The sequence below is a fragment of the Microbispora sp. H10830 genome, from assembly GCF_014161375.1.
Lineage (GTDB): Bacteria > Actinomycetota > Actinomycetes > Streptosporangiales > Streptosporangiaceae > Microbispora > Microbispora catharanthi.
Window position 1 is genome coordinate 119,768 of sequence record NZ_JABBWX010000020.1, and the last position, 22,943, is coordinate 142,710.

The 22,943-nt window shown below is 72.3% G+C and carries 24 protein-coding genes; 12 read left to right on the top strand and 12 right to left on the bottom strand.

Annotated elements, in window-relative coordinates:
* Window positions 1–35: 35 nt before the first annotated feature.
* Window positions 36–2,123: an ATP-dependent DNA helicase gene (locus HHX35_RS36730; RefSeq protein ID WP_182903209.1), complete on the bottom strand. Its 2,088-nt coding sequence runs from the start codon at window positions 2,121–2,123 to the stop codon at window positions 36–38.
* A 225-nt stretch (window positions 2,124–2,348) separates the two neighbouring features.
* On the opposite strand from HHX35_RS36730, the gene HHX35_RS36735 reads away from it, so the two are divergent.
* Complete coding sequence (locus tag HHX35_RS36735) at window positions 2,349–3,632, top strand: hypothetical protein (RefSeq protein ID WP_182903210.1); 1,284 nt, start codon at window positions 2,349–2,351, stop codon at window positions 3,630–3,632.
* A gap of 47 nt (window positions 3,633–3,679) precedes the next feature.
* On the top strand, window positions 3,680–5,269 hold the full coding sequence (locus tag HHX35_RS36740) for a Na+/H+ antiporter (RefSeq protein WP_182903211.1): 1,590 nt from the start codon (window positions 3,680–3,682) through the stop codon (window positions 5,267–5,269).
* 18 nt (window positions 5,270–5,287) lie between these two features.
* Here HHX35_RS36740 and HHX35_RS36745 read toward each other — a convergent pair whose 3' ends face one another.
* A complete protein-coding gene (locus tag HHX35_RS36745; protein WP_142562839.1) occupies window positions 5,288–5,548 on the bottom strand; it encodes a ubiquitin carboxyl-terminal hydrolase 14 in 261 nt (86 codons plus the stop codon).
* 123 nt (window positions 5,549–5,671) lie between these two features.
* Between HHX35_RS36745 and HHX35_RS36750 the strand changes: the two genes are divergently transcribed.
* Both HHX35_RS36750 and HHX35_RS36755 read left to right on the top strand, forming a co-directional pair.
* Window positions 5,672–6,388 carry a ferritin-like domain-containing protein gene (locus HHX35_RS36750; protein WP_182903212.1) on the top strand — a complete coding sequence of 239 codons (717 nt, stop codon included), beginning with the start codon at window positions 5,672–5,674 and terminating at the stop codon, window positions 6,386–6,388.
* Window positions 6,389–6,472: 84 nt separating this feature from the next.
* Complete coding sequence (locus HHX35_RS36755; protein WP_139574802.1) at window positions 6,473–6,838, top strand: hypothetical protein; 366 nt, start codon at window positions 6,473–6,475, stop codon at window positions 6,836–6,838.
* Window positions 6,839–6,865: 27 nt separating this feature from the next.
* Here HHX35_RS36755 and HHX35_RS36760 read toward each other — a convergent pair whose 3' ends face one another.
* Window positions 6,866–8,260, bottom strand: coding sequence for an MFS transporter (locus HHX35_RS36760; protein ID WP_182903213.1), 1,395 nt, complete (start codon window positions 8,258–8,260; stop codon window positions 6,866–6,868).
* 79 nt (window positions 8,261–8,339) lie between these two features.
* Here HHX35_RS36760 and HHX35_RS36765 point away from each other — a divergent pair, with 79 nt between their 5' ends.
* The 3 genes from HHX35_RS36765 to HHX35_RS36775 all read left to right on the top strand — a co-directional run bounded on the left by HHX35_RS36765 (window position 8,340) and on the right by HHX35_RS36775 (window position 9,938).
* Entirely contained in the window at window positions 8,340–9,200 is an 861-nt protein-coding gene (locus HHX35_RS36765) for a helix-turn-helix domain-containing protein (RefSeq protein WP_182903214.1), read from the top strand.
* A gap of 68 nt (window positions 9,201–9,268) precedes the next feature.
* Complete coding sequence (locus HHX35_RS36770; RefSeq protein WP_142562835.1) at window positions 9,269–9,604, top strand: YidH family protein; 336 nt, start codon at window positions 9,269–9,271, stop codon at window positions 9,602–9,604.
* A gap of 7 nt (window positions 9,605–9,611) precedes the next feature.
* On the top strand, window positions 9,612–9,938 hold the full coding sequence (locus tag HHX35_RS36775; protein WP_310739549.1) for a DUF202 domain-containing protein: 327 nt from the start codon (window positions 9,612–9,614) through the stop codon (window positions 9,936–9,938).
* Window positions 9,939–10,054: 116 nt separating this feature from the next.
* On the opposite strand, the gene HHX35_RS36780 is transcribed toward HHX35_RS36775, so the two are convergent.
* From HHX35_RS36780 to HHX35_RS36790, 3 genes are all read right to left on the bottom strand, one after another.
* On the bottom strand, window positions 10,055–10,942 hold the full coding sequence (locus tag HHX35_RS36780) for a hypothetical protein (RefSeq protein WP_182903215.1): 888 nt from the start codon (window positions 10,940–10,942) through the stop codon (window positions 10,055–10,057).
* On the bottom strand, window positions 10,942–11,505 hold the full coding sequence (locus HHX35_RS36785) for a hypothetical protein (RefSeq protein WP_182903216.1): 564 nt from the start codon (window positions 11,503–11,505) through the stop codon (window positions 10,942–10,944). Before HHX35_RS36785 ends, HHX35_RS36780 begins: the two co-directional genes overlap by 1 nt.
* 108 nt (window positions 11,506–11,613) lie before the next feature.
* The gene (locus HHX35_RS36790; RefSeq protein ID WP_182903217.1) at window positions 11,614–12,726 is read right to left on the bottom strand and encodes a ferritin-like domain-containing protein; all 1,113 of its coding nucleotides are present in this window, start codon (window positions 12,724–12,726) and stop codon (window positions 11,614–11,616) included.
* Between the two features lie 107 nt (window positions 12,727–12,833).
* Between HHX35_RS36790 and HHX35_RS36795 the strand changes: the two genes are divergently transcribed.
* Entirely contained in the window at window positions 12,834–13,526 is a 693-nt protein-coding gene (locus tag HHX35_RS36795) for a TetR/AcrR family transcriptional regulator C-terminal domain-containing protein (RefSeq protein WP_182903218.1), read from the top strand.
* A 23-nt stretch (window positions 13,527–13,549) separates the two neighbouring features.
* Here HHX35_RS36795 and HHX35_RS36800 read toward each other — a convergent pair whose 3' ends face one another.
* Window positions 13,550–14,053: a lytic transglycosylase domain-containing protein gene (locus HHX35_RS36800; RefSeq protein WP_182903219.1), complete on the bottom strand. Its 504-nt coding sequence runs from the start codon at window positions 14,051–14,053 to the stop codon at window positions 13,550–13,552.
* A gap of 314 nt (window positions 14,054–14,367) precedes the next feature.
* Here HHX35_RS36800 and HHX35_RS36805 point away from each other — a divergent pair, with 314 nt between their 5' ends.
* Complete coding sequence (locus HHX35_RS36805; RefSeq protein ID WP_182903220.1) at window positions 14,368–14,856, top strand: glutathione peroxidase; 489 nt, start codon at window positions 14,368–14,370, stop codon at window positions 14,854–14,856.
* Here HHX35_RS36805 and HHX35_RS36810 read toward each other — a convergent pair.
* A complete protein-coding gene (locus HHX35_RS36810) occupies window positions 14,846–15,850 on the bottom strand; it encodes a LacI family DNA-binding transcriptional regulator (protein ID WP_182903221.1) in 1,005 nt (334 codons plus the stop codon). The two genes, HHX35_RS36805 and HHX35_RS36810, sit on opposite strands and share 11 nt — an antisense overlap.
* A 126-nt stretch (window positions 15,851–15,976) precedes the next feature.
* On the opposite strand from HHX35_RS36810, the gene HHX35_RS36815 reads away from it, so the two are divergent.
* Entirely contained in the window at window positions 15,977–17,197 is a 1,221-nt protein-coding gene (locus HHX35_RS36815) for an ABC transporter ATP-binding protein (RefSeq protein WP_139574818.1), read from the top strand.
* A 6-nt stretch (window positions 17,198–17,203) separates the two neighbouring features.
* On the opposite strand, the gene HHX35_RS36820 is transcribed toward HHX35_RS36815, so the two are convergent.
* Window positions 17,204–18,211, bottom strand: a complete 1,008-nt coding sequence (locus HHX35_RS36820; RefSeq protein ID WP_182903222.1) for a hypothetical protein — start codon at window positions 18,209–18,211, stop codon at window positions 17,204–17,206.
* Window positions 18,208–19,377: a glycosyltransferase gene (locus HHX35_RS36825; RefSeq protein ID WP_182903223.1), complete on the bottom strand. Its 1,170-nt coding sequence runs from the start codon at window positions 19,375–19,377 to the stop codon at window positions 18,208–18,210. The genes HHX35_RS36820 and HHX35_RS36825 overlap by 4 nt, the downstream gene beginning before the upstream one ends.
* 167 nt (window positions 19,378–19,544) lie before the next feature.
* Between HHX35_RS36825 and HHX35_RS36830 the strand changes: the two genes are divergently transcribed.
* A complete protein-coding gene (locus tag HHX35_RS36830; protein ID WP_182903224.1) occupies window positions 19,545–20,768 on the top strand; it encodes a nucleotide sugar dehydrogenase in 1,224 nt (407 codons plus the stop codon).
* A gap of 1 nt (window position 20,769) precedes the next feature.
* Here the strand turns inward: HHX35_RS36830 and HHX35_RS36835 are convergent, their stop codons facing one another.
* Both HHX35_RS36835 and HHX35_RS36840 read right to left on the bottom strand, forming a co-directional pair.
* Window positions 20,770–21,519 (bottom strand): SDR family oxidoreductase, encoded by a 750-nt coding sequence (locus HHX35_RS36835; RefSeq protein WP_182903225.1) that lies wholly within the window; start codon window positions 21,517–21,519, stop codon window positions 20,770–20,772.
* Between the two features lie 51 nt (window positions 21,520–21,570).
* The gene (locus HHX35_RS36840) at window positions 21,571–21,933 is read right to left on the bottom strand and encodes a carboxymuconolactone decarboxylase family protein (RefSeq protein WP_182903226.1); all 363 of its coding nucleotides are present in this window, start codon (window positions 21,931–21,933) and stop codon (window positions 21,571–21,573) included.
* 336 nt (window positions 21,934–22,269) lie between these two features.
* On the opposite strand from HHX35_RS36840, the gene HHX35_RS36845 reads away from it, so the two are divergent.
* Window positions 22,270–22,941: a hypothetical protein gene (locus HHX35_RS36845; RefSeq protein ID WP_182903227.1), complete on the top strand. Its 672-nt coding sequence runs from the start codon at window positions 22,270–22,272 to the stop codon at window positions 22,939–22,941.
* The last annotated feature ends 2 nt before the right edge of the window (window positions 22,942–22,943 follow it).

Consider the following 22,943-nt stretch of genomic DNA (forward strand, 5'->3'; position numbering starts at 1 on the left):
GGAGCGGCCGGGTCTCCCGCAGGCGGAGGCCCGGCTCAGGAGCCGGCGGTGAGGCGGCGCAGGGCGTCGCGGACCTTCGCGGGATCGGTGGTGCGCCAGAAGGGCGGCAGCGAGTTGAGCAGGAACCCGCTGTAACGGGCGGTGGCGAGCCTCGGATCGAGAACGGCGACGACGCCCCGGTCGTCCATCGACCGCAGCAGCCGGCCCGCGCCCTGCGCCAGCAGCAGCGCGGCGTGGGTGGCCGCCACCGCCATGAAACCGTTGCCCCCCGTGGCCGCCACGTGCCGCTGCCGGGCCGAGGCGAGCGGGTCGTCGGGACGCGGGAACGGGATCCTGTCGATGATCACCAGGGTCAGCGACGGGCCCGGCACGTCGACGCCCTGCCACAGGGACAGCGTGCCGAACAGGCAGGTGGCGGGGTCGCCCGCGAACTGCTTGACGAGCTGCGAGGTCGAGTCGTCGCCCTGGCAGAGCAGCGGCACGTCGAGCCGCTCGCGCAGCGCCTCCGTGGCGGCCTTCGCGGCCCGCATGGAGGAGAACAGGCCGAGCGTCCGGCCGCCGGCCGCCTCGATGAGCTCGGCGATCTCGTCGACGTATGCCTCGGGCAGGCCGTCGCGGCCGGGTTGGGGGAGATGCGTGGCGACGTAGAGGATGCCCCGGCGCGGGTGATCGAACGGCGAGCCGACGTCGAGGCCGGTCCACTCCCCGGCTCGCAGGCCCCACTGGCGGGACAGGCTGTCGAACGAGCCGCCGAGTGCGAGCGTCGCGCTCGTGAGGACGACGGTGCGGTCGCCGAACAGCTTGTCGCGCAGCATGCCGCCGACCGACAGCGGCGCCACCCGCAGGGTGGGAGGAACGCGCCCGCGCCCCTCCTCCAGCCAGACGACCTCCGCCCGGTGGACCTCCTCGGACCGCGCGTCCCCTGGGCCGCCGTTCGCGCCGCGCTCCGAATCCCGTGAGTCTCCTGAGTCCCGCGAGTTCCCGCTGTCCTCCGCGTCGTCTCCGGCCGCGTCGCGGCCGGCCGCCGGGCCGAAGGCGTCGAGCATCCGCTGGGCGGTGTCGTGCACATCGTCCAGCGCCGTGAAGGCGGCCTTGCGCAGCCCGGCGTTCTCCGGGTCGTCCTTGTCCTTGTTGCGCGGTCCGAGGGCCGTGATGCAGGCGAAGGCGGCGTCGCGCACCAGCGCGAGCGTCATCCCGAGCGACCCCGGCAGCGTGTCGACGCGGCCGGGCGGGGCGACGGCCAGCAGGGCGCGCAGGTCCTCACCCGCCTCCTGGAGCCGGTCGGCCACGCCCTGCTCGACGAGCCGTCCGGCCCGGCGCACGGCGAGGCTCACCGTGCTCTCCGACAGCTCTCCGGTGACCACCGACGTCACCCGGTCGACCAGCTCGTGTGCCTCGTCCACCACGACCACGTCGTGTTCGGGCAGGACCGCGAAGTCCTCCATGGCGTCGATCGCCAGCAGCGCGTGGTTGGTGACCACGACGTCGGCCTCGCCCGCGCGCTCCCGCGCGAGCTCGGCGAAGCAGTCGGCGCCGCTGGGGCACCGCTGGGCCCCCAGGCACTCCCGGGCCGTCACGGAGAACTGCCGCCAGGCCTGGTCGCTCACGCCGGGCACGATCTCGTCGCGGTCGCCGGTCTCGGTCTCGTTGGCCCACTCCTGGATGCGCTGCACCATCCGGCCGGTGGCGCTGACCTCACGCGGGTCGAAGAGCTGGTCGTCCTCGTCCTCGGGCATCCCGTCGGCCATCTTGTGGCGGCACAGGTAGTTGCGGCGGCCCTTCAAAATCGCGAACTCGGGCCGGTGCGGCAGCAGGCTCTCCAGCGCGTCGGCCAACCGGGGCAGGTCGCGGTCGACCAGCTGGCGTTGCAGCGCGATCGTGGCGGTGGACACCACCACGGCCTCGCCCTTCTCGGCCGCGTGCCTGATCGCGGGCACGAGGTAGGCGAGCGACTTGCCGGTGCCGGTGCCGGCCTGCACCGCGAGGTGCTCCTCGCTCTCGACGGCGTCGCGCACCGCCTGCGCCATCTTGACCTGCCCCGGGCGCTCGACGCCGCCCAGTGCGGTCACCGCGGCGGTGAGGAGTTCTTCGACGGGCGGGAGCTCGGGACGGTCCTTGGGCACGGAAGAACGCTACCCGGTGCCACCGACATCCTGTGCGTGTCCGCCCCACCACATCCTGGCGTTCCAGGAACTCCCTCCCGGCACGCGTGGCACACTGAGATGTCAGTGCTCTCAAGGTCAACGGCGATCTACCCAGTGAGGTCGAAAAGGGACGAAACGGAAGTTTCGCGAGGGTTCCCGAGATCGAGTGGACGGAAAAGGGCAGGTAAAGGCACTATGTCTGCCATGTCGGAAGTTGTCCCACTGCCATCGTTCGGCGAGGTGTTCTTCGACGCGCGAGGCCAGGACCGTGTGCTCCGGGTCACGTGGCACGACGGCACGCTGGTACTGAGCCTGTGGCGGGGCGAGATGTGCACGGCCAGTTTCCGCATGCCCATGAACGACGTGGGACGGCTGATCGACACTCTCGACGAGGGTTTCGCCGAGGCGGGTGGCGAGGAGCAGGACGCCGGGACGGGACCGTTCCCCCGGCAGGGAACGGCGGGCCAGGACGGCTACGCCCCCCAGGAGGGGTACCCCGCACACCCGCAGGACCAGGGGCAGGACGCCTACGCGACCCAGGTCCACGACCCGTACGCCACGCAGGTCCACGACCCGTACGCGGCCGAATCCCCGGACGCGTACGCGACGCGGGCCCAGGACGCCTACGCCGTGCCCGACGCGTACGCGGGGCAGCCCGGTGACGGATACGCGGCGCAGGACCCCTACGGCGCGCCCCAGAACGCGCCGCACAACGCGTCCCAGATCCCGTACGGCCAGGCCCGGGACGGGTACGCCGCCGACGAGGGCCACGTCACCGCGCCCGACGGCTACGGCCAGGCCCCGGACGGCTACGGCAGGGCCCGCGACGGCTACGCGCAGGGCGAGAACGGATACGCCGCCCGGGACCGCCGCGGGTCGCACGACGCCGGGTTCCCCGAGCAGCCCGCACCGTCCGACTACAACTACGCGGACTATCCCGGCCCCGATTATCCGGGGACGGGGCAGTACGCCCGTCCGCCGGTGCCGCCGCCCGCCCCGGCCCCCGAGGCCTACCCGGCGCCCGCCGCGCTCGGCCCCAACGACGTGCTCGTCGCCCGGGGCACGCCCACCCAGGACCGCCTCGTCGCGTCCTCGGCCCAGACCGGGCCGCAGCCGGCCTACCCCCAGGCTCCGCAACCTCACGCCCCGCAACCTCACGCCCCGCAACCTCACGCCCCGCAACCTCACGCCCCGCAGCCCGCGGGGCAGCAGCCCGGGGCGGTCGACCCGAGCGACCCCCTCGGCCTCGGCGCGGTCCGGCCCTACGTCAACGAGCCGTACCCGAACGAGCAGTACGCGAGCGAACCGCTGCTCTACACCACGGGCGAGCGCCTGCGGCCGGACCAGTGGCCGGCCGGTCAGGCCCCGGATCAGCACGCCGAGCACGAGCGCCGCGGGGGGCGGCGCGGCGGGCAGCCCGCCGCGGACTCCCCGATCCCGTGGTCGGACGAGGACGGGGAGGGCTGGGATACCTCGCGGGGGTGGTGAGGGCCCCGGTCCGCGGGAGTTCCAGCTGTAAGTAACCTCGTCGTTTGATGGACACATCAACGGCATTGCAGTTCCTCCTGCTCCCGGCCGGCGCCCTCGGCGTCGCCGCCCTGGCCAGATGGCGCGACTGGTCGGCCCCACTGCTCCTGGTGGTGGCCGGCCTGGCCGCCTCCTACGTGCCCGGGATCCCCGACTACAGCCTCGACCCCCATATCGTCCTGGTGGTCTTCCTGCCGCCGATGCTCTACTCGGCGGCGCTGGACAGCTCATACCTGCGGCTGCGCGACGCCGCCAGGCCCGTCGGCCTCCTGGCCGTCGGGCTCGTCCTGGCGACCACCCTGGTGGTCGGCTTCGTCGCGCACGCGATCGTCCCCCAGCTCCCGCTCGCGGCGGCCTTCGCGCTCGGCGCGATCGTCGCCCCTCCCGACGCCGTGTCGGCGGTCGCCATCGGACGCAGGCTCGGCCTGCCGCGACGCGCGCTGACCATCCTCGTGGGCGAGAGCCTGTTCAACGACGCCACGGCGCTGACCGCCTACCGGGTCGCGGTCGGCGCGGTGACCGGCGCCGCCGCCGACCTGCTCGGCATCGGCGGGCAGTTCCTCCTGGCCGCCGGCCTCGGCGTGGCGATCGGCCTCGCCATCGCCTACCTCGCGGGGTTCGTGCTGCGGCGGCTCGACGACGCGCTGATCGCCAACGGCGTCTCGCTGCTCGTGCCGTACGCCGCCTACCTCGCGGCCGAGGCGGTGCACGCCTCCGGGGTGATCGCCGTCGTGATCGTCGGCATCTACCTGGGCCACGAGCTCAGCCGGACGACGTACGGCACCCGGCTGCTGTCGGGCGCGGTGTGGAAGGTCGCCGACCTGGTGCTGGAGTCGATCGTGTTCGCCCTGATCGGCCTGCAACTGCGCCCGATCATCGCCGGCTTGAACGGCGAGCGGCCGGGAGAGCTGGCGACGTACGCGATCGTGCTGTTCCTGGTGGTCGTGCTCGTGCGGATCGCGTGGGTGCCGCCCAGCACCTACCTGCCGCGGATGCTGTCGAAGCGGGTGCGCGCCAGGGAGCCCAAGACGCCGTCCTGGCAGAACGTGATGCTGACGAGCTGGGCGGGCATGCGCGGGGTGGTGTCGCTGGCCGCGGCCTTCGCCCTGCCCGAGCACTTCCCCCAGCGCAACCTGCTGCTGTTCCTGACGTTCGCGATCGTCGTGGGCACACTGATCGTCCACGGGCTCTCGTTCCCCTGGCTGATCAGGCGGCTGGGCGTCTCCACGGCCCGGGAGCGGTACGCCGACGACCTCGCCGAGGCGGGCGCCCAGCAGGCCGCCGCGGCCGCGGCCCTGGCGCGGCTGGAGGAGCTCACCTCCGACGGCGTGCTGGACGTCCACGAAGAGGTCGTCGACCAGTTGCGCACCCGCTCCGAGCGCCGGGCCCTGCACGCCTGGGAGCGGCTCGGCGGCGGCACCGGCCCCGAGGGCGAGGAGACGCCCGCCTCGCTCTACCGGCGGTTGCGCCGCGAGATGCTCGCCGCGGAACGTGAGGTGTTCGTGCGGCTGCGCGACGAGCGGCGCATCGACGACGAGGTCCTCCACCGCGTCATGCAGGAGCTCGACTTCGAGGAGGCGACGCTCGAACGCGGCTGAGCGGGCTCAGAGCGCGGTCTATTGGCTCAGGCGCTGGTCCACGAAGCACCAGCGCCAGTTCTCTCCCGGCTCGAACGAGCGGATCACCGGGTGGCCGGTCTCCTTGTAGTGGGCGGTGGCGTGCTTGCCGGGAGAGGAGTCGCAGCAGCCGATGTGGCCGCATTCCAGGCACTTGCGCAGGTGGACCCATCGCATGCCGCGCTCCAGGCACTCCTGGCAGCCCTCGGGAGTGAGCGGCTCAGGGTCGGCCGCCACGAGCAGGTGTTCGCAATTCCCCATGCCGCAGATGCTACGGCCCGCGCTCGGGTGCCCGTCGCGCCCCCGCGCCCGTGGGCCGTGTACGCCGAACCTCTACAAACTCCCCCTCGGGATCTGCACATCGCTTCCGTAGGTTCGTGGGCCATGACGACGACGGTCGACACGGGCGACTTCACCGCCTGGTTACGCGACTTCGAGGGCGCGGCGCTGCTGCGGCGCACCTGGGGCGACCCCGACTGGAGCGCGGGAGCACGGCTGGAGCCCGCCCTCGTACGGAGCCTCCAGCGGTTCCAGGTGGGGGAGGACGGCGACGGCGCCCGCCTGCTGGACAAGGCCCGTCAGGCGGGCGACCCCGTTTACGCGGAGGCGGTCCGCCTGTTCGTGGCCGAGGAGTGCGAGCACGCCCGCCTGCTGGGCCGGCTCCTGGAGGCGGCGGGCGCGGCGACGATCTCCGGACACTGGACCGACGCCGCCTTCGTCCGGCTGCGGCGGCTCCTCGGACTGCGCACGGAGCTGATGGTCCTGATGCTCGCCGAGGTGGTCGCGCTCGGCTACTACCGGGCGGTGCGCGACGGCGTCCGTGACCTGCTCGCCGCGGAGGTCGCGGGCCGGATCCTCGCCGACGAGCTGCGCCATGTCCCCTTCCACCGTGACCGGCTGCGGCGGTCCTTCCGGAGGTCCTCCCGGCTGTCGCGGTCGATCGCCTCGGCCCTGTGGTGGTCGCTGCTGGCGGGCGTGCTGGCCGTGGTCTCCCTTGACCACGGCGAGGCCCTGCGCCGGGCCGGAGTGTCCAGGACCGCCTTCGCCCGCGAGGTCGCGGGGTATTTCCGCGACGTCGTCACCGCGGTGATGACGCGGTGACGACGGGGTGAGTGCGGAGGGGCCCGAAGGGCGCCCCGGCTTCGGTTCCGCGCGGGCGGGCCGCCGTTGGGTAGGGTGATCGGCATGCGACTCCTCCCGTTCGCCGCCGCCTGCGCGGCCGCCGTCCTGCTCGCCTCCGGCTGCGCGAGCGCGGACAAGGCGCAGACGTGCGCCGAGTCGACGCGACTGATCACCCAGACCATCAGCGAAATCGGCAAGGTCGTGGACGACCCCGCCGCCATGCGCAAGAAGATCGAGGACGGCGCCGCCGATCTGGAGGACATGGCGAACAAGGCCGCCGACACCACGCTCAGGGACGCTCTCCAGGGACTCGCCGACAGCCTCAAGAAGCTCGATGTCGACGACGCCAACGCGGCGGTGGACGCGGCGCAGAAGGTCGCCACCGATGGTGCGAGCTACCTGCGTGAGGTCAGCCGGGCCTGCCTCTGACCCGGCCCCCGGCACCGCCCCCTCCGCTCAGGCGCGGTCCGCGAGCCGGTCCCTTCCGGCGGGACCGAGTGCGAGCGTGACCACCACGCCGGTCACGGAGATCACGGCGGCGACCAGGACGGCGGAGCGCAGGCCGCCGGCGGTGGCGGCGCGCAGCGCCTCCCCGGTCAGGCCGGCGGTCCCGCGGCCGGCCACGGCCACCAGGACGGCCAGGCCCGCGGCGCTGCCCGCCTGAAGGACGGTGGAGGACAGGCCGGAGACCACGCCCTGCTCCTGCGGGGCCACGCCGGTCGAGGCGAGGATGAACATCGTGGAGAACCACAGGCCCGCGCCGAGCCCGAACCCGACGACGCCGGCCAGCAGACCGAGGTAGGATCCGTCGGCCGACAGGCGCCACGCCAGCACCGCCGTGCCCGTCGCCCCCACGGCCATGCCGAGGATCAGCGTGCCGCGCAGCCCGAGGCGCGGGATGAGCCGTTCGGCGGCCAGGTTGCCCGCGGTGATCGCGAGGGTGGGACCGAGGAAGGCCAGGCCCGACGCGGCGGCGTCGTAGCCGAGCACGTCCTGGAAGTGCAGCGTGAGGAAGTACGGCACGCACTGCAGGGTCAGGCCGTAGACCAGGATGACCCCGGCCCCGGCGGCCGTGTGCCGGTTGGCGAGCAGCCGCGGCGGCAGCAACGGCTCGCGGCTCCGTGCCTCGATCACGAGGAAGGCGGCGAGCAGCCCGGCAGCCGCGGCGGCGGACGCCAGGGCGCCGGGGGAGGTCCAGCCCCGCTGGGGGCCCTGCGCGACGGCGAACACGAGTCCGGTGACGCCCGCGGTGCCGATGAGGGCTCCCGGCAGGTCGAGTCCGCCGGCCCGCCGCCTCCCGTCCGGTGTCAGCACGGCGAACGCCGCAGCGGCGCCCACCGTCGTCAGCGGCACGTTCACGAAGAAGACCGCCTCCCAGCCGAACGCGCCGGTCAGGACGCCGCCGAGCAGCGCGCCGAGGCTCAGCCCGGCGGCGCCGCACGTCGCCCACACGGTCATCGCCCGGTTGCGCGCGGGCCCCTCCGCGAACATGGTGACGACCAGAGAGAGGGTCGCGGGCATCAGCACCGCTCCGCCGAGCCCCTGCAGCGCCCTGGCGCAGACCAGCGGTGCGGGGGAGGAGGCCAGCCCGCCGAGCAGCGAGGCGGCGCCGTACAGCAGCATGCCGGAGACGAACATGCGCCGCCTGCCGAGCAGATCGGACAGGCGGCCCCCGAGCAGCAGGAAGCCGCCGAAGGGCACCGCGTAGCCGCTGACCACCCACTGCAGCGCGTACGGGGAGAACCCCGCCTCGCGGGCGATCTGCGGCAGCGCGACGTAGACGACGGTGAAGTCCAGGGCGGTGATCGAGCTGCCCAGGCCGAGAAGGACGAGAGGGATCACGGATCGCATGCAGGCAGCCTGATCGCGGCCCCGGGCCCCAGCCAGCCCCGAGTTCTGACTACTCAAAAGTCGCCTAGGCTGGACGACCGTGGATCGAGGGGTCGAGCTGAGCGAGTTCCTCAAGTCCCGCAGAGCGCGGGTGCGGCCGGAGGACGTCGGCCTGCCCTACAAGGGCAACGGGACGCGGCGCGTGCGCGGCCTGCGCCGCGAGGAGCTGGCGCTCGCGGCGGGGGTCAGCGTCAGTCACTACACGCGCCTGGAACAGGGCAACAGCCGGAACGTCTCGGCCGAGGTGCTGGACGCGATCGCCGACGTGCTGCGGCTCACCGGGGACGAGCGGGCCTACCTGCACGCGCTGGCCCGCCCGGCGCATCGGCGCCAGGACGTCGCGCAGGCCCCGATCAGGCCGGGGCTGCGGCGTGTCCTGGACTCGCTGGTGCTCACCCCCGCGCTCGTCCTCGGGCGGCACGCCGACGTGGTCGCCTGGAACAGGCCGGCGGCCGCCGTGTTCGCCGACTTCGCCGCGATCCCGGAAGAGCGCAGGACGATCGCCCACCTGATCTTCCTGGACGAGGGGTTCAGGCGCATGCACGGCGAGGGGTGGCCGCGGCTGGCCCGGGAGCACGTGGCCCAGCTCCGCGTCCTGGCCGCGCGTCACCCGCAGAACGCGGAGATCATGGAGCACGTCGACACCATCTGCCGGCAGAGCCCCGAGTTCGGGAAACTGTGGCACGAGCATCACGTGGCCGTCGCGACACACCGTGACTACGTGCTGGACCACCCGGTCGCAGGCGAGCTGCGGCTGTCCGCCGAGCTCGTCGGCCTGCCCGGCGACCCCGAGCTGCAGGGGATGGACCTGTTCGCCGCAGAGCCCGGTTCGGAGTCGGAGGACAGGCTGCGTCACCTGATCGCCACGACAACGCGTGTGGCGTCGTCCCATCTCTCGTAAAAGAGACGACCCTAAGAAGTGGCAACCCGGCAAATCTAGGGGAAAAGGGGCAGAAATAGCGTTCTCGTATGGAAGAGAACGAACCCGACCCCCGCTTCGTCCTCGCCAACGAGCGCACGTTCCTCACCTGGATCAGCACCTCCCTCGCGCTGAGCGCGGGCGGCATCGCCATCGCGGTCGTTCCCGAGGACGTCTTCGTGCCGTGGGTGCGCACGCTGCTCGCCGTCGTGCTCGTGCTGCTGTCCGCCGTGGCGGCGGGCTCGGCCTATCCCCGCTGGCGGCACATCGACCGGGCGCTCCGGCAGGACCGCGCGCTCCCGCCGCCCGCCCTGGCCCCCATGTTCGGGTACGGCGTGGCCGGGGTGGCCGTCCTGGCCCTGCTCCTCATCCTCCTGGCACGGTGAGCGGCGCGTGAGCGGCGAGCCGAGGCCGGGCCTGCACAGCGAGCGGACCCGGATGGCCTGGGTCCGCACGGCCGTGACCATGTCGGGCTCGGCCGTCGGAGCGGCGGGGATCATGGTCCGTCACGACCTGCCCGGCCTCGCCGTCCCCTTCGCGGCGGCCGCGCTGGCCGGGGCGGTCCTGCTGTTGCGCACCGGGAGGCGGCACCGCGCCCTGGAGCGGACGCTCCGGCACGGGCGTCCGCTCGACCACCGGCTGGACGCCCGCGTCGCCTGGGCGGGCGCGCTGGCCGTCGCCGCCGCGGCGCTGGTCGCGGTGCTCGTACTGGCCGCGTGAACCCACCGGTCCGGCGGGAGCCGGAAGGGACGTCGCTCCCGCGCGGCCCGCTCGCTCGTCCGTGCCGTCACGCGGAACGGCGGGTCACCGAGGGGAATCGTGGCCGGCAGGATCTTTCAGATCGCCGGCACGGCTTCCATGCTGTGCGGGCGCGGGCTGGTCTCCAGCCGGACGCCGCCGATGGCCGTCACCGCCGCCTTGCCCGCGTTCTTCCCCGCCCACGCCTCCGCCTGCCCGCGCAGGGTCCGATCGGGAGAAAGCAGAGTGCCCGCCATCATCGAGAAGAGGCTCGTGCACGCCTTCGATCTGACGCCGAGATCGCAGCGGGCTTTCACGGACAGCACCTTGTCCGGCCCGTCGTACCAGATATAGACGGACATATGGAGCCTGGCGGCGTCGCCGGGACGGCAGATCATCCCCATCTTGGCGCCGGTCAGCGGGTCGGAGGCCGCGGACCTCGCGCATCTCCACGAATTGGCCGCCTGGAGCCAGTTCACCGCGACCATGTCGAGCGTCACCTTGGGCAGGTACCGCTGCTTTCCCGTGGGGAACCTCCCGGGGAAGGAAGGCGCGGGGGCGTCCGTCACCGGTTCGGTGGTCGCCAGGCCGACGGCACCGCCGGCGACCCCGCCCAGCGCCAGCGCCGCGATCAGCGTACCCGAAGTGACCAGCACGAATACCGCGGTTCCCGCCCGGCGGGGCCGAGGGCCGGCGTCGGAAGGGGCCGGAGCGGGAACCCCGGTTCCGGGGGGCGTGTACGGGAGCGTCTGCTGGACGGCGTACGGCTGAGCCGCCTGCGGCCCGGGTGTCTGCGGCCCGGGTGTCTGCGGTCCGGGCGAGGCCGCGGACGGGTGACCGGTCGCAGGCCAGGGAGGCGGCGGCGCGGTGAGGCCCTGCTGGGCGGGTGTTCCGGGAGGCGGCGGCGTCCGCACCGGCTGCCAGGCGGCGCCGTCCCACCAGAACCTGCCGTCGGGAGAGTACGGCCAGCCGGGTGGAGCCGCCATCAATGTCTCCTCTTCATCGTGAGTTCGATGGATCGGGTGTTCGCCTTCCGCTCCAGCGCGTACTCCCAGTCGAGAATGAAGGCCACATCCCCGTCGCCCGCGATCTGCTCGGCCAGCCAGCCGTCGACCTTCTTGACCGTCGAGGGATCGTCACGGTGGGGCAGCATCGCGAACCACGACATGTAGTCCAACCCGGCCGCCGCCGTAGTGCTGTCCGGGTTGATGATCCTGGCCTCGACCTTGCTGATGTATTCGTAGAAGTCCGCCACGTTGACGGCGCGGAAGAGGTCCGCTTCGAACCGGACCTTGCCGATTCTCAGCTCACAGGACCAGAACTGTCTCTTGTCGGCGCAGGTGTGCCCCCGGCCCTGCAGCGCCTCCACCACGGTGCCGATCTCGAGGCCGGGAACGCAGTCGTGGCCGCAGTATTTCGTGTCCTGCTCGCGAACGTCGGAGGCGACGGCGTAAGCGCCGACGCCGGCGAGCAGGAAGACGACCGCGGCGATCGCCACGACCGTGATCCGGCGAGACCCGCGGCCACTCCGCGTCAACTCCACAGTCACGAAGACGGAGTATGGCAAGGATTCCCCATATATGGGGACAAGGATCGCGAATCTCGCCGATCGATTGGCCGGCGTCCACGGTCGTGACGACCACGATGTGAGCCGCGGTCAGTCGCCCGCGGCGGCGATGGTCCCGGCGACCTCCTCCGCCCGTTCCTCCTCCTCGCGGGCGAAGCGCTCGGCGTCGAGCCGCTCGGCGATCTCCTCGTCCTGCCGCATCAGCGCGTCGAGGCTCTGCCCGGCCATGTCGAGCACGCCCATGTCGGCGTACGCCTTCCGCAGGCGGGGGCTCCACAGGCCGATGTCCTTCACACAGGGGACGATCCGGCTGAACAGCAGCGAACGGAACAGCCGCAGGTATTCCGACCGGTCCACGCACTCCATGGCCTCGGCGGATTCCTGCCGCGACAGGCCGACGGTCTCCCAGATCTCCTCGCCGCGCAGCCGGTCGCGCATGAGGTAGCACCCCTCGATCACGAAGTCCTCGCGCTCGCGCAACTCGGCGTCGGACAGGTTCCGGTAGTAGTCGCGCAGCGCCATCCGGCCGAACGCCACGTGCCTGGCCTCGTCCTGCATCACGTACGCGAGGATCTGCTTGGGCAGCGGCTTGGTGGTGATGTCGCGCATCACCCCGAACGCGGCCAGGGCCAGGCCCTCGATCAGCACCTGCATGCCGAGGTAGGGCATGTCCCACCGGGAGTCGTTCAGCGTGCTGTCCAGCAGCGCCTTGAGGTGCTCGTTGATGGGGTAGGCGAGCCCGACCTTCTCCTGCAGGAACCGCGCGTACGTCTCGGCGTGCCGCGCCTCGTCCATCGTCTGGGTGGCGGCGTAGAACTTGGAGTCGAGGTCGGGCACCGACTCGACGATCCGGGCCGAGCAGATCATCGCGCCCTGCTCGCCGTGCAGGAACTGGGAGAACTGCCAGGCGGCGTTGTGCCTGCGCACCTCGTCGCGCTGCCGGCGGTCCATGCGGTCCCACAGGGGAGAGCCGTAGATGGCGAGCGTGGTGTCGGGGATGCCGAGCACGTCGTAGGGGTCGACCTCGAGGTCCCAGTCGATCCGCTTGACGGAGTCCCACTGCTTGTCCTTGCCCTTCTGGTAGAGGGCGAGCATGCGGTCCCTGCCGTCGTCGTACTCCCAGGTGAACCGGGCCGCTCCGGTCATCTCCACGTCCCACGTGGACAGCTCGGCGGGGATGGTGTAGAGCTCGTGGGTCGACACGGGGGACCTCCCTTGACGTACACCGTACGTATCCCTGTGAGAGTGTCACGTACGCTGTACGTACGTCAATGGACGGGCGACCGTGCGCGGCGAGAGAGGATTCGGTCATGCTCAACCGCAACCGCATCGTGGCCGCCGCCGTGGAGCTCATCGAGAGAGAGGGCGCCGACGCCGTCTCGATGCGCAGGATCGCCGCGGAACTCGGCGTCGGCGTCATGTCGCTTTACAACCACGTGCCCAGCAAGGCCGCGCTGCTCGACGCGGTCGCCGAGGACGTGCTGTCGCGGATCGGCTTCACCGACGACCCGTCCGCCCACTGGACCGAGCGGGTGCGCATCCAGGCGCGGGCCTTCCGGCGCATCGCCCACCACTATCCCCGGTCCACGATGGTCGTGGTGAGCAGGCAGCTGAGCTCGACCGCGGGCCTCCTCCCGGTGGAGCGCGCCCTGGCGACCCTGCGCGAGGCGGGCTTCGACGGCCGGGAGGCCGTCCGGATGCTGCGCATGTTCATCGCGTACGTCGTCGGCTCGCTGCTGCGGGAGGTGGGGGTGACCCCCACGTTCGCCCCTGTGCGGGCCGACGCGGTCATCGCCGAGGTGGACCCCGCGCTGTTCCCCGTGGTGAGCGAGTTGCGGCCGCATCTGGACTCCTGCGACCACGACGAGGAGTTCGAGTTCGGCCTGGAACTGCTGGTCCAGGCGATGGCCGTACGAGCCGCCGCACGGGCGGACGCGCAGGCCGGCCGCGGGACCGGCGAGCGGGGCGGCGAGCGGGCCGGTCATGGAGGCGCCCGGCAGTAGGCCGCCGGGCGCCTCCGCCCGGGTCAGTACCAGTTGTGGGACCGGAAGTGGCCCCAGGCGCCGCACGGCGAACCGTAGCGGCCCTTGATGTACCGCAGCCCCCACCTGATCTGGGTCTGCGGGTTGAACCGCCAGTCGCTGGCGACGTAGCCCATCTTCCGCCCGGGCAGCGCCTGCGGGATGCCGTAGGCGCCCGAGCCCTGGTTGTAGGCCCGGTGGTCCCAGTTGCTCTCCCTGGTCCACAGGCTGTCCAGGCACTGGAACTGCTCGCCCGACCAGGTGTGGCGGGTGACGAGCCGGAAGGCGTACGCCTTGCTGCGGATCTTCGCCGGCGCCTGGCGGAACCGGGGCGGCTGCGCCGCCACCCGCGTCGTCCACACTCCGACGTGGGTGACGGGCCGCACGCTCTCCCCGGTCCGCTCCGCGGCGGCCCACTCGTCGGCCCACGCCACTCCGCTTCCGCCACCGGTGACGGTGGCCGCGATGACGGCGGCGACTGTGTTGCGTAGAACGCTTCTGCTGTCCAAATCGGTCCTTGTCGTCGGGTCGCGTGCGGAAGGCGGGCGCGCGTGGCGCCCGCCGCGCGGCCGCGCGCCCATGGCGTGGGCGCCGCCGTCCGCTCGGCCCGCACCGGATCACCAAGAGCTTCCGGCGGGCACCGCGACGGGTCCTCACGCGGATTGAAATACGGCCGCCCGCCTCCCCGGCGGCATCCGCGACACCTCGCGGACGGTTCTTTGCCGATCCGCCCCCCAACGCCGACCGTTCCCGGAGGCGCGGCTTACCGTGCACGGCGTGCCCTGCGGCGAGAACGGACGGGACGCTCGTTTAGGGTGCGGACATGAGCGTTCTCGATATTCCGGTGACCACGATCGACGGCGAGGGCACGACCCTCGGCGACCTGCTCGGCGGCGGGGCCGCCCTGGTGGTCAACGTGGCGTCCAGGTGCGGGCTGACCCCGCAGTACGAGGGCCTGGTCGCGCTCCAGCGGGCGTACGCCGGCCGGGGGTTCACCGTCGTCGGCGTGCCCTGCAACCAGTTCATGGGCCAGGAGCCCGGCTCGGCGGAGGAGATCAAGGAGTTCTGCTCCACGACCTACGGCGTGGACTTCCCGTTGCTGGAGAAGACCGAGGTCAACGGCCCGGGGCGGCATCCTCTCTACGCCGGGCTGACCGAGACCCCCGACGTGGAGGGCGAGGCGGGCGACATCCAGTGGAACTTCGAGAAGTTCCTGGTCGCCGCCGACGGCCAGGTGGTCGCCCGGTTCCGCCCCCGCGTCGTCCCCGAGGCCCCGGAGATCGCCGAGGCGATCGAGAAGGTCATCGCCTAGGGACCGAGACCTTGGGCCCGCAGCTCGCCCGTACGACGAGCTGGGTGGGCAGCGTGACGGTCGGAGGACGCCTGCCCTGCCGCAGCACCAGCTCGGCGGCGCGGTAGCCGATGTCCTGAGCCGGCTGGGCGATCACGGTCAGCGGCGGGGAGCACAGCTCGGCCCAGGGCACGTCGTCGAACATGATGAGCGACACGTCCCTGGGGATGCGCACGTCCAGCTCGCGGGCGGCCAGCACGGCCGCCTCGCCGAGCACGTTGCCGCCCGCGATCACCGCGGTGACGTCCGGCCGGTGCTGCAGCAGGCCCGCGGCCGCGGCGTAGGCGGAGTCGCGGCTCGACCGGGCGTGCACGACCAGATCCCGGTCGGCGGGCAGGCCCAGCGAGGCGACCGCGGCGCCGAACGCGGCGACCCGCTGCGACTGCCCGTGCCGGCCGAGATAGGCGATCTTGCGGTGGCCCAGCCCGGCCAGGTACTCGACGGCCGTCAGCACCCCCGCCCGGTCGTCGGGCACCACACTGGGCACGTCCGCGCGCACCCGCCGGTCGGCGAACACGACGTTCAGCCCCGCGCGCAGCGCGGGAGCCCACATCTCGCCGTCCCCGGACGGCACCGCGATCAGCCGGTCCATGCTCTGCTCGATGAGCGTGCCGATCAGCTCGGCCTCCCGTTCGGGATCGTCGCCGGTGACCCCCACCGTGACGGGCTCGCCGTACGAGCGCGCGCACGACAGCACGCCGTCGGTCAGCCGCGCGTAGAAGCTGTCGGTGATGTCGGGGACCAGCAGGCCGATGCCGCCCGTCCGCTGGCGCCTCAGGTTGCGTCCCAGCGCGCTCGGCCGGTAGTCGAGCCGCGCCGCCACGGCGAGCACCTTCTCGCGGGTCTCGGCGCTCGCCGAGCCGCCCGACAGGACCCGGGACACGGTGGCCATCCCGACCCCGGCCGCCTCCGCCACTTCCTTGATCGTTATTCGCCGCTGCGCTGGACCACTCATGGAAACGATTCCATCATGATTCCATGGGTTGTGTCTCCGAAATCTTGACAATAGGCGGTATTTCACGGGACAGTCTTGAAAACGTATCCACTTCTTCTTGTTGTCTCGGAAGCGCGAAGGACTGGCATGGCTTCTATCGTTCTGAACAACGTCGACAAGATCTACGCGGGTGGGGTGAAGGCCGTGAACGGCCTCAACCTGGAGATCAAGGACGGCGAGTTCATGGTGCTGGTCGGCCCGTCGGGCTGTGGCAAGTCCACCGCCCTGCGGATGATCGCCGGCCTGGAGGACATCAGCGGCGGCGAGATCGTCATCGGCGACCGTGTCGTGAACCACCTTCCTCCGAAGGACCGCGACATCGCCATGGTCTTCCAGAACTACGCGCTGTACCCGCACATGACGGTCGAGGAGAACCTCGCCTTCGGCCTCAAGCTGCGCAAGATGTCGAAGACCGAGATCCAGAAGCGGGTCAACGACGCCGCGCGCATGCTCGGCCTGGAGCAGTACCTCAAGCGCAAGCCGGCCGCCCTGTCCGGTGGTCAGCGCCAGCGTGTCGCGATGGGCCGCGCCATCGTCCGCGAGCCCCAGGCCTTCCTCATGGACGAGCCGCTGTCCAACCTGGACGCCAAGCTCCGTGTCTCCATGCGCGCCTCGCTGAACCAGCTCCACGAGCGCCTCGGCGTCACGACCGTGTACGTCACCCACGACCAGGTCGAGGCCATGACCCTCGGCGACCGCGTCTGCGTCCTGCGCGACGGCGTCCTCCAGCAGGTGGACACCCCGCAGAACCTGTTCGACAACCCGGTCAACCTGTTCGTCGCCGGCTTCATGGGCTCCCCGGCCATGAACTTCACCTACGCCGAGCTGATCCGCGACAACGGCGGCGCGGCCGTGGCCTTCGCCGGCTACCGCCTCCCCGTCCCCGACTCGACCTTCGCCGAGAAGCCGGGCCTCGACCGCTACATCGGCCGTAAGATCATCCTCGGCATCCGGCCCTCCGACTTCGAGGACGCCGGTTCGGCCAGCGGCAACGGCGCCGGGTGGGTGCGCATCCCGGTCCGCGCCAACGTCACCGAGGAGCTGGGCTCGGAGATCAACGTCCTGTTCACGATCGACGCCCCGCCGGTCGAGCACAAGGACACCGTGGCCGCCGCCCACGACGGCGACGACGAGGAGACGACGCTCCCGCTGACCGGCGACAAGTCGCTGTGGACCGCGCGTGTCAACGCCCGCAGCCACGTCCGTCCCGGCCAGGAGATCGAGCTGGTCGTCGACACGCACAACCTGCACTTCTTCGACGTCGACTCGGGCCTGTCCATCGGCCACGAGGCCAACATCGGCCGCTGACCCGGGTCACCCCCGCCGTACTACGGGCGGCGGGGGGGTTCCGGCGGAGCGCGGGCGCGGCACGCGTCCGCGCTGCCGGTCGTCACCGGCCGGCATCCACAAGGACGTCCACGCCCGCCGCGGGCGCGCGTAGAAAAGCAGCGCGGTGACGGTCGCGGCGGTGACCGTCGCCGCGGCGCTCGCGGGCACCCAGCCGAGCGCGACCGCGAGCCCGGCCGTCCCGGTGCCGGCCGAAACACCGCACAGCGCGGGCGCCGCCTTCCGTGACGGTCCCGCCGGCCGGCCCGCCCGCCGCGAACCGCGGGCGGCGTACGCCCCGGCCCCCACGATCGCGGCCAGCGCCGGCAGCAGCAGCCCGGCCGCGACCACGGCGGTGCCGCGTCCGGCCGTCAGCCCGGCGGCCGTGCAGGTCAGGACGAACCCGGCGAACAGCGAGGCGGACGGCCCGAGCCTGACCCTGCCCCGCGCCCTGCCGTACGGGAGGGCGCCGAGGCACGCCCCCGCCAGGGCGGCCGCGAGCGCCGCGAGGGGCGGGTCGCCCAGCACGAGCGCCGTCCCGGCGAGGAACGCGCCGGTGACGGCGGCCACCGCGGCCAGCGCGCCGCCGAGCCGGTCGAGCAGCCCGTACGCGTTGGTCATCGCGACGATCCACATCACGCTGACCGGGCCGTCCAGCCAGTCGCCCGTCAGCGTCACCTGCACTCCGCACAGCACGACCCCGCCCGCCGCCACCGACTCCACGATGAGCCGCGTGACGAGCGGCAGCGCGCCCACGTCCGCGATGAGCCCGAGCAGCGCCACCGCGGCGGCGGCCAGCAGGACCGCGCTCACCCGCCGGTCGAGCGGGCCCACGGCGGTCATCGTGCCCGTCACCGCGGCGCCCGCCGTGGCCGCCGCCAGCGTCACCCCGCCCAGATAGGGGACCGCACGCCGCACCGGCCGCAGGCCCGCGGCGGCGAGCAGGCAGGCGACCGCTCCCGCGAGCGCGGGCGCCAGCGCCGGGAGGGGCGTCATCGGCTGCCCACCTCCGACCGCGTCGCGCCGCGCAGCGCCCGGTAGAGGGCCTCGGTGTCGGCCACCAGCCGGTCCACGCAGAACGCCCGCCCGGTCCACGCGCGGGCCGACTCGCCCATCCGCCGCGCCAGGCCGGGGTCCACCAGCAGCCGTACGACGTGGTCGGCCATCTCGTCCGGGTCCGGCTCGGTCAGGAACCCCGTGCGGCGGTCCATGACGACCTCGGGAACGCTGCCGACGCTGGTGGCCACCACCGGCAGGCCCGCCATGCCGGCCTCCACGAGCGCCAGCGGCGTGCCCTCGCTGTCGGAGGTGAGCAGCACCACGTCGGCCGCGGCGTACACGGTCTCGACGTCGCGCCGCCAGCCGAGCAGCCGGAAGGATTCCCACATCGGCATGACGGCCCGCTCCACCTCCTCCTTCAGCTCGCCGCTGCCGCAGACGAGGAACCGGGCACCGGGCAGCCGGGCCAGGACCGCCCTGGCGACCTCCGCGAGCCGGTCGGGCCGTTTGGCCTTCTTCAGCCGACCGACGTATGCCACGACCGGCGCGTCCAGTGGGACGCCCAGCGCGGCGCGGGCCCGGGCACGCTCGGGCAGCGGGGCGAGCCCGGCGCCGGGCGGGATGACGACGTACTGCTCGGGCCGGCCGATCCCGGCCGCGAGGAGGTCGTCGCGCACCCGGGCGCCGACCGTGACGAGGCGGTCGGTCATCCTCGCCAGCCGGCGCTCGGTGCGGACGTAGACGGCCCGCCGCAGGCGGGAGAGCTGTCCGTCGAGGAGGTGGCCGTGATAGCTGTGCACCCGGGCCGCCTCGACGCCCGACAGCCGCACCGCGAGGCGGCCGAGCGCGCCCGCCTTGGTGGTCCTGGTGTGCACGATGTGCGGCCTGAACTCGCGCATCGCGTTCGTCAGCCGGAACAGGGCCCGGTAATCGTCGGCCGGCTTGATCGCACGGCCGAGGCCCGGCACCCGGTGGACCGGGATCGTCACGTCGCGAAGCTGCAGGTGGTCGCCCTCGCCGCCGTCGACGTATCCGGTGTACAGGCGGTGGTCGAACTCCTCCGGGCTGAGCCGCTCGCACAACCCGGTGACCTGGGTGGCGGGACCGCTCACGTTCATCCGGGCGATTATCTCCATGACACGAATCCGGTCGTCCGGTTTCATGCTGGCTCCTCCCTGATCATGTCGGAGAAGCTAGTCCGCGGTCCCACCGCCGACGGGGCGCCCGGACGCCGCCGGAAGAGACTTTTCCCTATCCGTACCCAAGCCTTACAGCCGTCCCGTCCGCCAATCCCGGGGGCGGCGGCGGGGTCGCTCCTACAGTTCGTAGCGTGGCGGAGAAGCTGGTGGTCGTGGGCCAGGGCCCGGCCGGGCTGCCCCTGGCGATGCGTGCCGTGGAGGCGGGATTCCGCGTCGTCGGCCTCGACGAGGACGAGTGGCGGGTCAAGCGGCTGAACGCGGGGGAGCCGTGCGCCGAGGGCGTCGGCGCCGCCGCGCTGGCAGGCGCGCACGCCTCCGGCCGGTACGCGGCGAGCGCCGACGCGGCCGACGCCTCCGGGTTCGACGTCTGCGTGCTCACCTCGCCCGTGCGCATGCGGAACGGCGCGCCCGACCTCGGCCCGCTCGGCTCGGCCGCCGGCCGGATCGCCCCGTTCCTGCGGCCGGGGGCGACCGTGGTGCTGGAGGGCACCGCCTATCCCGGCACCACGGAGGAGTTCGTACGGCCGCTGCTCGAACAGGGGTCGGGCCTGTGCGCGGGAGACGACTTCCACCTCGGCCACAGCCCGCACCGGGCCGAGCCGGGCAATCCGCGCTGGCGGCTCGGCAACACGCCCAAGGTCGTCTCGGGCGTCGACGCGGCCTCGCTGCGGGCGGTGACGGACTTCTACGGCAGGCTGGTGCGGGAAACCGTGCCGGTCTCCTCGCCCCGGGTGTCGGAGTTGTGCGCGCTGCTGGAAAGCGCCCGCGCGCACGTCGGCGCGGCCCTGGCGAACGAGCTGTCGGTCTTCGCCGCGCACGTCGGCGTCGACGTGTGGGAGGCGGTCGAGGCCGCCGCCTCCACGCCCTTCGGGCACGCCGCCGTGGCGCCCTGCCCCGGGCTCGAGGACTCCTGCCTACCGCTCGACGTGGCGTACCTGCCGTGGGGGATCCGGCGCGGCGTCGGACGGGGATTCCGGCTGGTCGAGGCGGCCAACGACGTCAACGCGCACATGCCCGCCCATGTGGTCGACCGGCTCGGCCTCGCGCTCAACCGGAGGTGCCGCTCGCTCAGGGGCAGCAGGATCCTGTTGCTCGGGCTGTCGCCTGTCGAGGTCGCCAAGACGCTGTGCCGGCTCGGCGCCCGGGTGCGGGCCGCGGATCCGCGTGCCGACGATTTCGTCGTGCCGGCCGGGGTCGAGGTGGTCGAGCCGGATGCCGCGGAGATGGCCAGGGCCGACGCGGTCGTCGTGCTCGGCGGGCAGGACTGTTACGACTACGACCTGGTCCAGCGGGCGAGCCGGTTCGTCTTCGACACCCGGGGCCGCTGCCGCGGCCCGAACGTCGAGCGGCTGTGAGTCAGCGGTAGCGCAGCCTCGCCATGCGGCCGACCAGGTTGAGCGGCAGGAGCCTGGCGAGCGCCGCGACCGCCTTGTAACGGGCCGACGGGACGCTCACCCAGGCCCCGCGGGCCAGGTCGCGCATCGCGTCGGCGGCGACGCGGTCGGCCGACAGCCACGCGAAGCGCGGCAGGCCGGACATGTCGAGCTTGGCCCGGTCGTGGAACTCGGTCCGCACGAACCCCGGGCACAGCGCCATCACCCGCACGCCGTGCCGGTTGACCATGTTGGCCGCCGAGGCGCTGTAGTTCACCACCCACGACTTCGTGGCGCTGTAGGTGCCGCCGGGGAGGAACGCCGCGACCGAGGCCACGTTGATCACCCCGCCCCGCCTCTTGGAGATCATGTACGGCAGGGCCGCCCGGGTCAGCCGCAGCACCGCCTCGCAGTGCAGCCGCAGCATCCGGACCTCGTCCTCCACGGGGGTGTCGAGGAAGCCCCCGGGGTGCCCGAACCCGGCGTTGTTGACCAGCAGGTCGATGCCGGAGCGCAGCCGCTCCTCGGCCGCCGCCATCCCCTCCTCGGTGGTCAGGTCGGCGTGCAGCGGCTCGACCGGCACGCCGTACCGCTTGTGCAGGGCCTCGGCGGAGGCGGCGAGCCGCTCCTCGTCGCGGGCCACCAGGACCAGGGAGAATCCGTCGGCGGCCAGGCGGCGCGCGAAGGCGGCGCCGATCCCGGCGGTCGCGCCGGTGATGAGTGCGGTGGGCATGACGGCAGCGTACCCAGCGCACGGGTCCACCCGTCCGGCCCGTAGCGGCGGTCACACCCCGGCGGCGCGGCTGATCAGCTCCTCCACCTTCGCGCTGAGCCGGGCGGCACGGGGCCACCCGGCGTACAGGGTGAGGAACACGACCGTCTCGCGCAGTTCGGCCGGGGTCAGCTCGCCCGAGCGCAGGGCGGTGTCGAGGTGCAGTTCGAGCATGTCGTCCATGTCCTGGCCGACGAGCAGGCCGAGCAGCAGCAACCGCCGTTCCCTGACCGTGAGGACCTGCCGGGACCACACCTCGGAGAACATGCGCTCCGCCGTCACCCCGAAGAAGCCGTCCGGCCCCTCGCCGGTGCCGTCTTCTTCGTAGACCTGCTTCATGTACGCCAGCCCTCCCACGGTGATTCCTGACGGCATGCATCAAGTTGTCGTGTTCGAGGCAGTCAGGCGTTACATGATCTGCTCATCCGACAGTCGCCGATCTCACCGCGCGGGTCTTCCCCTGCTTTCGCCGGTCGTCCATTGGGTATCGCAATCTGAGGGCCACCGGGGGCGGGTGCCGGCGCCGGCCGCTGACGCGAGCAGCCTCCGTATAACAGGAAGAGCCAAGATTCGAGAAAGATTCGGTCTAGTTTTCCGGCCCATCGCAGATTTACCGTTGAGAGATAGTTGGAAAACGGGCACTACTACCTCGTAGACCCGCAAAGCGGAGGTTGGGCCCTGGTGGAAAGACCGCGGGTAAGGACCGGGGTGGTGGGAACGGTCGTGGGGGCGGCGGTGGCCGCCTCTGTGCTGTCCGGCTGTGCCGGCGCCGAATACACCTACGTACGCGACGACTCGGGCGGCACCTACTTCAAGGTCCCCGCGTCATGGCGGCAGATCGACCAGAAGACACTCGACAAGGAGTTCTTCGGTGACGCCGAGTCGGCCACCGCCCAGCTCGCGAAGCAGGCGGTGTGGACGACGGCCTTCGACGCTCACGCCAATCCGTCCCTCGGGCATCTGCTGCAGGGCTCAGCAGGCGCCGAGGACGAACCGTTCGTGCTGGCCAGGGTGGAGAAGCTCAGCGAGGACGCGCAGAACGCGGTGTCGCTCAACGATCTGCGCAACTCCGCTCTGATGCCGGTGGCGGTGCCCGAGGAACAGCGGAAGCAATTGGAGACGCAAGGCCTGTCGGGCTTCGAGTTGCTGGACGACGAGGTGCTGCCGGTCACGGACGGTGTGCGGGGAACGCACAGCGTCTTCAATTACAGCCTGCTGGACGGGCCGGTGCAGACGTTCGACAAGACCGCCTATCTGTCGGCCGACGGGACGACGGTCTCCACCCTCCTGATCCGCTGCTCGCCCGCCTGCTACAGAAAGCGGGCCACGGAGATCGCCGCCGTCGTCAAGTCCTTCAAGGTCAAGCACCTCATCAACCCGTGAAG